We start from the raw sequence: 11,503 nt of genomic DNA, 5'->3' as shown, positions 1-11,503 counted from the left end.
GACTCCTCTTCATAAGATTAATCTAAATTTTAATTATCTTTATACTAAAGCCTTGAACACCGAAACTGACGCCGAATTGCCATATAGACCGGAACACAATGTTACTTTGATTTCCGATTTCAAATACTGGAAACACGGTTTGGTTTCTATCGATGCCAGATATAAAAGCAAACCGATACTTGGTCTTTATGTTGACGATCCTGTGGTCGATCAGCGAGTTATCGATGTTACAAACAAATTCTCTTTCGATCGTTGGTCCATACAATTAAAAGTTTCTAATTTGCTAAACTGGAATTATATCGAGGTAGATAGGAATATTGCTTCCATCAGAAAGTTCTCGCTTTTGGTCTCTGTAGATTTTTAAAAAACGAATTAGCCTGAGTTTCTTAGTTTAGACTCATAAGCCAAGAGATAATAATTCACAGATTAAATTTTAGTTAGATAATATGTAGTTCCTAAGTCATATCGGGAATGACAAAAAGGCGGATTGCGCCATTAATCTTAATAGCAATCTAGTTTATGGATTTTAAATCAATAAAACCGGTTGGCGTTAGAAATGACGCCAACCGGTTTTTTTTATGTCAATTTCCTGTCCATATAAAAATGTTTGTATTCCCTTGCCTTCGGAAACATGGCCGATTTGGCTGAATTTATATGGGATGGCATTAAGCATGTCAAATGAGGATGTCGGTAGTGTAAAAAGTAGCGTATATTCTTCGCCGCTAGCGACGGCTATCTTATATGGGGGAATACCTTTTTGTGAAGCAACATCCTCAACACCAGGAAAAAGTGGGAGACTTGCCAAGTCGATTGAAAATGCGACTCGACTCTCCGAAGCGATATGTTCGGCATCGGCGAGGAGGCCGTCTGATATATCTATCATCGCTGTGGCACCAATTTTGGAGAGATACTCTCCAAGGCCGAGAGGTGGTTCTGGTCTTAGAAACCGGTTTTTCATGATTTCTGAGTGCGGTGATGTTGTTTCTGCTTCACCCATGACGATAATTCTTCCAGCTTCTGGACCACCCAGTTCACCAATAACAAATAAAACATCGCCAGGTCTTGCTCCGTTACGTGTTACACATCTATCGCATTCTCCAAACGCGGTGAACGTCGCAGAGAATTCGGTTGAACCACTTATATTGCCGCCCAAGATAGGGATATTGAACCTGTTTGAAAAAGATTTTATGCCATCGATAAAACTATCGAATTCAGCCAAAGTTAATGATTCCGGAAGGTTAAGCGCCAAAAGCGCTCCTATTACCTTGCCAGCGGAGGCGTTAATATCCGAGACAGCACCAGCAAATGCTTTAAATCCCGCTGACTCCATAAATTCGGGATTTTGTGGAAAATGGATACCTCTAACAGAAGTGTCGGTCGAGACAAGCATTTTTTTTGAGGGTGCAATCTCGAGCAAAGCGCAATCGTCTGTAAGGTCTATGTTTGGAAAACGAACTCGTATTCGATCTATGAGCCCGAATTCACCGCATTTCCATGCTCGAATTTGTTTTTCGTTTGCAGTCATAGTTATTTCTTTGTGCGTTTCTTCTGTCGTATAGCGTTAACGCGTCTTTCATAGTCATCGGATCCCCTGATGCTAGCGATTATTATGCTTACTATTATAACCAACACTAGAATAGACCAACCAAAAATAATCTCTTGACTGCGTAGGCAGAAGTCGCCATAAGGTTCGGCTATCCTGTCTTTCAATTCGAAACCTATCATAACAAGAATAAAAATCGGTAAAATGAACTTAATAGCGAAATCCCAAAGGCGGTTTATTTTCGTTCGTGAGTGGGTGTTTAAAAAAGTCCTCATGTTTTTTGCTTTGAAATACCAGCCGATAATAAAACATTCACCAAGGACAACAAGAGTCAGACCGAAATGATTCATAAAATGATCGACTATGTCGAGCCAATGAATGCCAGCACCGAATATATAGGGCACTCCCAAGAGGAAACCTAGGCAACCGACCGTTAAATTAGCCTTCTTATGAGTCCAACCAAATTTATCCTGAAGCCCTGCGGAAGCACCCTCTACGAGGCTGAAGGCAGAATCTATCGCTAATAAACCGAGCATTGTGAAGAATAAAAGACCAAAAAGTTGGGGGAAAGGCAGGCCATTGATGATCTCGGGATATGTAACAAATGTGAGACCCGGACCCGAACGGACAACATCTGCTACATGAACACCATCTATAAGGGCCTTATGACCTAGGGCACCGAAAACGGCAAAACCACCGATAATAGCGGTTAAAGCATCCGCAATCCCAATTATCCATGCATTGCTAACGATGCATATCTCGTCGTCGAGAAAGCTGCCATAAGCTATCATCACACCGAAACCTACAGTTAAACTAAAGAAAACTTGAGAGATAGCAGCAAGCCAAACCCTCGGTTCGAGAAGTTTAATCCAGACAGGAGTCAGATAATACCTTATTCCATCGACTGCACCATCGAGTGTAACGCCTCGAATTACGAAAAGGATCAGTAAAAGCCATGGCCCAAGCACTGTAAACCAGACAACCTTGCCGACTGTTTTTGTGCCCTTCCAGATAGAGGCTATAATCCACACCCAAGCTAATAGTAGCCCTATAAATAGTGGAATTTGAAGTTTTCCAATTGACCATGGTTCTTTCGTTATCCCGAGGATATTATCGAAGAAAAAACCACTCGGATCATTTCCCCATGATGTATTAAAGCTGTAAACAAAATAGTTAATGCAATAGGAGAGAATACCGGAGTAGTACGTTGTAATGATAAAACCAATTCCAACAGCGAACCATCCGAACCACTCAAAGCCCCCGCGAATAGTCATGAAAGAACCAGGTGCAGCATTATTCATGCGTTTTCCTATGCCAAATTCGAGCATGAGTAGCGGTATCCCGGCAACAAAGAGACATACAACATAAGCGATGAGAAAAGCTCCACCACCGTTTGCATAGCATATATAAGGAAACCTCCATATGTTTCCCAATCCTATGGCGGATCCTATGGCTGCTAAAACGAAAGTGGTTCGACTGCTCCAAACATCTCTTTTTTGCATAATCCCCTCCAGATTTGTATCGATGTAAGTTTTTATTCCATGGATTCGATCAATTCTCTAAGTTTGCGATTATCCTCTTTGAGTTTAGATAGTTCCTGTTGAAGCCCCTCTATTTCCTCTGAAGCTTTATTTTCCGAAGGTTCTTTTGTCGTTTTTTTGGAATTAAGCTTACTTCTGACAGCCTTTAATTCATTGTTGGAGCTTTGCCAGGATTTAAGTAAGTTCTGCCAAACTTTAGCATCGAAAATCCATTCGCTTTTGGGATATTTATCGATTAAATCATCATAGAAATCGAGAGCGTCATTGTATTTTTCTTGAACACAGGAAATATATCCGAGTCGAAAAAGGGCATCGTCAGCATAATCGGATTTTGGGTGTTTAGTGTATAACTGATTGAATTCGTATTTTGCTTCCTCGAGCCGCTGCTTTTTTAAATTTTCCGAGGCTGACATATAGATATCAGCAGAAGCCTGTGTGGTTTTTGGGATGTGCGCACATGAAAGAATAAAAACGAAGCCAACTAAAAAAAGATATTTACACAAGTATTTCGGGACCACCATATCTATTGCCTCCTCGAGCCTTCAAGGTTTTTTTCATCTTACCCGCAAGCTCGGATAGTTCGGATTGATTAATCACTGCTTCATTAGGGATTAAGGCTATACTAACCGCGAAGAAGGAAAAAAAACGGGGATTTCCATCTCTGTCAGTTGAATTGATGCCTTTAACTTCGCGATGTTCTTTTGAATAGAAACCGGGCGCCGTTTGTTCGACGAGAGACACAATCCCGGCGGCTATAGCTGTCGCGTTCTCAGGTTCGGCGAGAAATAAAAAATCATCGCCTCCGATGTGACCTATAAATGATCCTGCGAATTGACCCACCGAATTTCTGAGGATATCAGCTATGGCTAGAATAACCTTATCTCCATTTTGGAATCCATATATATCGTTGTATGCTTTAAAATTATCAATATCGACATAACCAATTACAAAAGGCCTTCCATCCGCGAAATGCCTTTGAAGTTCGCTGTCGATTGCACGATTGCCGGGAAGGCGCGTGAGGGGATTGGCCGAGATGGAATCGCGTGTCCGCCTGAGAATCGATCTAATTCTAGCTGCGATTTCCCGGTGGTCAATTTCATCCTTGATTAAATAGTCGTCCGCACCAGCACCTTCGAGACCCTCGATTTTGTAATCGGTGTCATCCATGCAGGTGAGCATAATAACAGGAATGCCAGAGGTTTTAAAATCAGCCTTAAGGCGTCTGCAAACGCCAAAACCGTCGAGACCTGGCATGTTGATATCGAGCAATATAACATCTGGAATCTGAGCGAGAGCAGTTTCCAGTCCTTTGAAAGGATCATTTGTCGTGAGAACCTCGAAATTTTCGTGCTCCAGTCGTATTTTGAGCATGAACAGGTTTTCAACTTCGTCATCGATGATAAGGACTTTTTCTTTATCCAAAATTTGCTCCTGTTCTCGAGATTGGAATTGAAAAGGCAAAATAGGTTCCCTCTCCGGATACGCTATCAACCCAAATCTTTCCAGAATGAGCCTCGATTATCTGTTTTGAAATAGCAAGACCGAGACCGGTGCCCTTCGCCGGTTTGGCTTTATCCTCAACTTGATAGAATTCACCGAAAACTCGATCTAGGTGTTCCTTAGGGATGCCGACACCCGTATCATATACTTTTATTACTAAATTATCGTTGTCTTGAGAAGCCTCGATTATAATCTTGCCCCCGGGACTTGTGAATTTAAGGGCGTTAGTAATGAGATTGTCGAGAACTCGGTCAATCTGGCGATGATCGAAATTCACTGTTAGGTTATCAAATTCGATCTTGATACCCATCTCAATTTCTTTCTCAACAAAAACAACAGCATGTTGTTCGAGACTGGATAAAATGAACTCATGGACGCTAACAGGTTTAATATCGAGCTTAAACGCACCGGCTTTCATTTTCTGAAGGTCGAGAATGTCGTGAATGAGGTGTGATAGCTTATCGATATCTTTTGACATCATATCGAGAAGTTCGGTCTGCCCCTCGGAAACAGGGCCAAGGAGACCATCCTGAAGGTTGGCTATATTACCTCGAACTCTACCGATGGGGCTTTTAAGATCATGAGTTATGCTTGCAAGAAAACGACTTTTCATCTCGTCGAGTTTACCGAGTTTGATTAGCATAGCGTTGAAATCATCGGTAAGATCGCCTATCTCATCATCTGTCGTTTTTTCGAGTTTCCTATCCCATTCCCCCCGACTAGCGGCGGCGGTGGCCTCCCGAAGCATGCCGATTGGAGAGGCTATTCTGCTAGCGATAGCGTAAGCTATAATTAAACCGAGCAAAAACAGAATGACCGTTCCCCAAATACCCGTCTTTCGTGTCAAAACCACTGCTTTTTGTGATTGTTCGAGAGTAGTGCTGATTCCAGCAAGTTGATTGATTAAAATATTTTCCAATGTATCATTTAGAGCTGCATAGACACTATCCCATTCTACAGAGGTGCTTTGACTGCTGTAGATCTCGATCTCGAATAAAGAATCCAGTGCAAAAGAAAGTGATTTGATTATCTCGGGAGTTCTATTGTTTGTTGTGGAAAGAACCGCGAGTGAATCAGCACCCGCAAGAAAATCCTGTTTTTCTCGCTTGAATCGCTCGATGTAGAAAAGGGGTTTGATATAAAGATCGACTGTTTCTACCGTCAATATCAAGTCATTCTGGCTGATAGCAAACTTGGATTTTTTTTGAGCACTTTCAAGCAAGGATTTTAAACTCGATATCAACTTCTTGTTCTTCTCGTTCGAGATAAGCGTATTTGCGTCGATAGCTGAACTATCTTCAGCAAGGGAGATAGCCTTTTGCGATGTCTCTATAAATTCGAATAACTGTTTTTCAAGTGAATTGAGCGAGGATTTATCGCGATTGTTTTTTTTCGCTTTTGATATTTCTGAAGCGAAGTTGCGATTAAGCTGTGAAATCGATTTTTCGGCGGTAGCCCGGTCAACAGGTTGTCCAAGGTGATTAAATAGAACGCGTGAGCTTCTCTGTTGACGCAATTTACCACGCAATTGTTGAGACAAAGCAACACGATACATGCCGGTGCTAGTGCATTTAATAATATTGTTAAGCTTCGTAAGTTGGGAAAGAAAAAGGAAGCTTCCTAATAATACGAAAAAAAGCATCATCGCGAAGCCGAAAAAAATCTTTATTGCAATGGGCACACGCCGCTTAAAAGACATTATCTCCCTTTTTGATAACTATTACAAATCAACTTATCAATATATTGCAAAGGATAGGCCTGTCAAGAGCAGTGTTTATTTAAGGTAGGTTATTGATAATTGGTATTAACATTATTAAGGTCCTTGATTTTATACAAACACATTTTCTTTGCGTTTAGAAGCATTAGCTTTATATTACCAGCATGAAAGTTTTTTTATGCTCGATTATTATCGTTTTTTGTGTTTTCGCAGTAACAACGCCCATATTATCGCCCCACTTCGAACATGATTCCGTGTTCGGGGGTGGTTGGATTCAGGGGGAGGTGCCATCGTTTAGACCTTCAATGCGCCCACACACTGAGCTTTCGCACGAGATTTATGGATTTCTACCATATTGGGAATATAGTGGCTATATGCCTTCGCGCATAGACTTGCTTACGAGGATCGCATATTTCAATATTACCTTGAACAGCTACGGCAATGTGAGCTCGACCCACGATTGGCCTACTACGACGCTTCTCGATGCCGCTCATTCCGGCGGATGCGCGGTCGATCTTTGCGTTGTGGTATTCGATGAAAGCACGATCTCGAGCATCGTAGGCAATGCGACGAACCGCTCGAACGCATGCCACAATATCTGCGAGCAGATGGCACTTGGCGCCGACGGCGTTAATATCGATTTCGAGCTTCCGAATTCATCCGACGAAAACGGCTTCTACGCCTTCCTTAGAGAACTTGCGGACAGCGTCCACGCCCGCGATTCAGAGAAATGGGTTAGCGTATGTCTTCCTTCGGTAGATTGGCACGGAACCTTCGATTCCGACTCATTGTTGCCACATCTCGATGCTTTGTTCCTCATGGGTTACGGCTATTACTGGGGTGGTTCCTCAACGACCGGTCCGGTGGCCCCGCTTGATGATCCCGGATGCTATTACGACATCGCTTATTCAGTAGAGCATTATTGCGGTAGCGATGCTTTCAAGCGGTCGCGATTCATTGTAGGTCTTCCGCTTTATGGTTATGACTGGCCTTGTTCCGGCACTTTGCGTGGCGCTTCGACAACAGCAACCGGAACCGCGAGTATTTACTCATCATGTGTCTCGGACACACTTACATATGGCTGTAATTGGGATGGCAACGCGCCTTGCCCGTGGTATATCTACAGTAGCTATCGTCAATGTTGGTGGGACGATGCGCGCTCTTTGGACATCAAATATCGATGGTCGGTGACTTCCGATCTTATGGGGATCGGTTATTGGGCACTCGGCTACGATAACAACGATGCAACCTTCTGGAACGGTGTTGCGGAGGTATTTGCTGGTGATTTTCCTCGGGACACTATAATTGACGATGTCTCGTTCGGTTTCGAGATGAATGGTGATTTGGAGTTTTGGCACGAAGTCGATACCGGCTATTTCAATACGATGTGGTGGATATCCTCGACCAGCGCAACCGATCCTTCAGATGATACTTGCTTCAGCACATGGACACCTAATCTTCCAGACAGGCGTAATTACGAACTTTTTGCTCATATTCCAGCTGTAAATAGCGTGGCTTCCGCCCGCTACGCCGTAAATCACGATTTTGGAACGGACACCGTAATCGTCCGTCAGGCGGATTTCTTCGATGAATGGGTGAGTCTTGGCACTTATTCATTCGAAGCCGGAGCTGGCGGCACCGTTTACCTTGGTGATGCCACTGGATTTGCCGATGAGCGAATAGGATTCGATGCCCTTTGGTGGAGCAATAGAGGCGAACTTCCCGCGCCGGATACGCTGGTTACTCTTTCCTCCAATGGTTTCCGATGGCAGGGGCCGATTTCATATAGACGAATTGTTCCGGGTGGTGTCGAGGGCACAACCTATTGGACAAACAGCATCTCTCATACACCAGATGTTAATGGGGGATGGTGGCGGCCTCAACTCCCGATATCCAGTAATTATTCAGTTTGTATTTTCATCCCGGGCGAACATAATCAGGCCGAAGTCAGCTATCAAATTAAGCATGTCTTCGGTGTCGATACTGTAACAACAGATCAATCTCTATATTCTGACGAATGGGTTCAACTCGGCACATGGCGGTTTAATTCGAGCGATTCAAATTACGTTTACGTCGGCGATTGCACAGGCACAACCGGCGAAAACATCGCAATAGATGCTGTAGTCTGGCGCTCGAATCCCCTCGAAATTGCCGAATATCGGAATCCGAAACACCATTCGATAGAAGTGTATCCAAATCCCTTCAACTCGACATGTAAAATATCTGTTTTAAATCCCTCTGAACCAATATATATTTTCAACATATTAGGGAAATTGATAAATAGGATTGAAACTAAACAAATAAAACATTTTCAAGCGATTTGGGATGCTAAAGATAAGGATGGGAATAGGCTTCCAACAGGAATATATCTTATTAAACAGTCGAACTGCCATAAATATGTAACACTCTTAAAATGAATATGTAAATTCAATAAACAAAGGATAAATAGTGAACAGAAAAAATATCATACGGGGCAGAGTATGGGTCGTGCGAGACAATAATAATCGCCCCATCGACAATATAGATACTGATCAGATCTTCCATAATAAGCATCTTGCGATAACAAAAATCGAAGAAATGGGAAAACATATTTTTGGCAATCTCGACGATTGGCGGGATTTTCCCGTTAAAATCAAGCCAGGCGATATTCTTGTCGTTGGAAAAAATTTTGGCTCCGGTTCATCCCGTCAACAAGCAGTCGATGGCTTTATAGCACTCGGTGTTCAAGCTATAATAGGAGAGTCTTTTGGCGCGATTTATTGGCGGAATGCAGTCAATGCTGCATTTCCTGTCATTCAAGCTCCAGCAATAATGAGCACCGAATTGAAAACAGGTGACGAAATCGAAATAAAAATTGAGGAAGGCACTGCTAAAAATCTGCAGAATAAAAAATTAATTCAATTTAAAGCAATTTCGAAAACTCAAATGGAAATTCTGCAGGCCGGAGGCCTGTTCGAATACGGAAAACAATAAACACGGAGTGTTTTGGACCTTTTATCTAAAAGGCTTTCTAAAAAATCCCGACGTGATGGGACACGAAAAACCGTGAAACAATTAGCTGGCACGGGGTAGGGTATATAATTTCTTGGGGTGGATGTTTTTGCGGCTTTTCATGTAAAGAGATACATCATAAAGCCTTAGCAAAAACCGTGACAGCGATATATCGATGACGAATAATAAGGGAGGTAAAATGAGTAGATTATCTGTTAATATCGATCATGTAGGCACTTTGAGGCAAGCAAGAGGGGCACAGTATCCTGATCCTGTTCACGCTGCTGTTATGGCCGAACAGGCTGGCGCCGATGGTATAACAGTTCATCTTCGGAGCGACCGAAGACATATCACCGACCGAGATGTCTATCTTGTGCGTCAGATTACTACAAGCCACATGACTCTCGAGATGTCTGCCAAACAGGAAATGATAGACATTGCACTCCAGATTAAACCGGATATGGTAACTCTCGTTCCAGAGAGGCAGGGTGAGCAAACCACGGAAAGAGGATTCGATCTCGCTGAAGAAGGCGGTGAACTCGAATCACCGATAGAGCAACTCGCCAATGAAGGCATAATCGTTTCGCTTTTTGTTAATACAACTGAGGAAAATATGAAAGCCGCCGCCGCGTTGGCCGCAGATTATGTTGAATTAAATACTACACACTATGCAGAAGCTCGAAGCTTCGAGGAAGAGGTGTCTGCACTTAGGACGATTGAAAAAACAGCGCATCTTGCGAATAAAATGAAACTGGGTGTAGCCGGAGGACACGGACTCAATTATCGTAATGTGACAAATATTGCGGCTATAGAGCCTGTAGAGGAACTCTCAATAGGCCACTCTATTATCGCTCGTGCTATATTCGTTGGAATCGAAAGGGCTGTTCGCGAGATGAAAAGTATAATCAAAACTGCTAGGGAACCTAGAATTGGCTGACGAGCGTAAAATTCTTTCTGTTAAAGAGCTAAACTCTATGTCTCGCCAAGCTTTAGAGGGCATTTTCCCCATTGGTGTATGGGTGAGAGGCGAACTTCGGAATGTGAAGATCCATTCCTCTGGCCATATTTATTTTCTACTCGTTGACGAAGTTGCCTCAGTCGATGGCGTTATATGGAGGAATGTTGCGCAGAATCTCGGTTTTAAGCCGGAAGACGGCATGAAAGTCGAGACCTTTGGTTCGCCAACGCTCTATGAAAAAAACGGCCGCTACCAATTCTCAGTTAGGAAATTAATCCCCGATGGGGAGGGAGCACGAGCAATTGCTTTTCGCCAACTCAAGGAGAAACTGTTTTCTCAAGGGCTCTTCGATCCAAAAAGAAAAAGAAAGCTCCCCGCTTTTCCCTTCAGAATAGGAGTTATTACAAGCCCAACAGGGGCGGCAATTCGGGATATTATCCACGTTATTCAACGCAGGGCACCCTATGTGACAATTATCATTCGACCCGCTAAGGTGCAGGGCAAAGGCTCAGCCAAGGATATAGTAGCCGGAATTGAAGAATTCAACCAATACGGTAATGTCGATCTATTGGTGATAGGCCGTGGTGGGGGAAACGAGGAAGACCTGTGGTGCTTCAATGACGAAGAATTAGCGAGAACGATATTTGCTTCAAAAATACCGATAATCAGCGCTGTTGGCCATGAAATCGATTTTACGATTTCAGATTATGTAGCGGATATGAGGGCACCCACACCATCTGCAGCAGCGGAAATAGCCGTTAAGGACATCCGTGAGCTTAAAAGCCAAATCGAGAATTATTTGTTCACGACTCGGAATAAGTGCTTAATGGTTTTCGATAGCGCTAAATCTCGCCTCGAAGTAAATATGCAAAGGACAGCTTGGACCGAACCTCTAAACCGAATTAGAGAATGGGAACAACGCCTTGACGAACAATTATCCAAGGCAATTTACTTCGAGAAAAATATATTCGAGCGATCCGCGAATAGACTTCTTCGAAATGCAGATAGATTAACGAATTTAAGCGTGAAAAACACTCTAAAACGGGGATTCGTGATTGTTCATAAAGATGGAATAGCTATCGACAAATCGAGTTTTCTTAAATCCAACGACCTTATCGGAATAGAATTCTACGACGATGTAAAAAAGGCTAGAATCGAATAACTATTTTTTAGCTTTATTCTTTAAACATCGTTCGGTGTAACACATGCCGAGTGCTATTAGCATGAGTATGACCGATATGGCTTCACCGAAA

At 42.9% G+C, this 11,503-nt stretch carries 10 protein-coding genes; 5 read left to right on the top strand and 5 right to left on the bottom strand.

What is annotated here, in order from left to right; genetic code table 11:
• Positions 1–364, top strand: a 364-nt coding sequence (locus tag KAH81_05465; protein ID MCK5833103.1) for a TonB-dependent receptor, incomplete at its 5' end; no start/stop codon positions are given.
• A 186-nt stretch (positions 365–550) separates the two neighbouring features.
• Here the strand turns inward: KAH81_05465 and thiL are convergent.
• Genes thiL through KAH81_05440 form a run of 5 tightly spaced genes read right to left on the bottom strand, consistent with a single transcriptional unit; the run spans position 551 to position 6,283 of the window.
• A complete protein-coding gene (thiL, locus tag KAH81_05460; protein MCK5833102.1) occupies positions 551–1,525 on the bottom strand; it encodes a thiamine-phosphate kinase in 975 nt (324 codons plus the stop codon).
• A 2-nt stretch (positions 1,526–1,527) separates the two neighbouring features.
• On the bottom strand, positions 1,528–3,045 hold the full coding sequence (locus tag KAH81_05455) for a sodium-dependent transporter (protein ID MCK5833101.1): 1,518 nt from the start codon (positions 3,043–3,045) through the stop codon (positions 1,528–1,530).
• 32 nt (positions 3,046–3,077) lie between these two features.
• Entirely contained in the window at positions 3,078–3,605 is a 528-nt protein-coding gene (gene bamD / locus KAH81_05450; protein MCK5833100.1) for an outer membrane protein assembly factor BamD, read from the bottom strand.
• Positions 3,580–4,506 carry a response regulator gene (locus KAH81_05445; GenBank protein MCK5833099.1) on the bottom strand — a complete coding sequence of 309 codons (927 nt, stop codon included), beginning with the start codon at positions 4,504–4,506 and terminating at the stop codon, positions 3,580–3,582. The genes bamD and KAH81_05445 overlap by 26 nt, the downstream gene beginning before the upstream one ends.
• Complete coding sequence (locus KAH81_05440; protein ID MCK5833098.1) at positions 4,499–6,283, bottom strand: HAMP domain-containing protein; 1,785 nt, start codon at positions 6,281–6,283, stop codon at positions 4,499–4,501. Before KAH81_05440 ends, KAH81_05445 begins: the two co-directional genes overlap by 8 nt.
• A gap of 182 nt (positions 6,284–6,465) precedes the next feature.
• On the opposite strand from KAH81_05440, the gene KAH81_05435 reads away from it, so the two are divergent.
• The 4 genes from KAH81_05435 (at position 6,466) to KAH81_05420 (ending at position 11,412) form a co-directional block, all read left to right on the top strand.
• Entirely contained in the window at positions 6,466–8,718 is a 2,253-nt protein-coding gene (locus tag KAH81_05435; protein MCK5833097.1) for a hypothetical protein, read from the top strand.
• A 31-nt stretch (positions 8,719–8,749) separates the two neighbouring features.
• Complete coding sequence (locus tag KAH81_05430) at positions 8,750–9,274, top strand: 3-isopropylmalate dehydratase (protein ID MCK5833096.1); 525 nt, start codon at positions 8,750–8,752, stop codon at positions 9,272–9,274.
• Positions 9,275–9,491: 217 nt separating this feature from the next.
• Positions 9,492–10,229, top strand: coding sequence for a pyridoxine 5'-phosphate synthase (locus KAH81_05425; GenBank protein ID MCK5833095.1), 738 nt, complete (start codon positions 9,492–9,494; stop codon positions 10,227–10,229).
• Positions 10,230–10,266: 37 nt separating this feature from the next.
• The gene (locus KAH81_05420; GenBank protein MCK5833094.1) at positions 10,267–11,412 is read left to right on the top strand and encodes an exodeoxyribonuclease VII large subunit; all 1,146 of its coding nucleotides are present in this window, start codon (positions 10,267–10,269) and stop codon (positions 11,410–11,412) included.
• Positions 11,413–11,503 lie beyond the last annotated feature (91 nt).

It is taken from the genome of bacterium (genome assembly GCA_023145965.1).
In the GTDB taxonomy this organism is placed as follows: Bacteria; UBP14; UBA6098; order UBA6098; family UBA6098; genus UBA6098.
The sequence above is the reverse complement of the archived record's forward strand: the minus strand, read 5'-3'. Positions and strand labels throughout refer to the sequence as shown.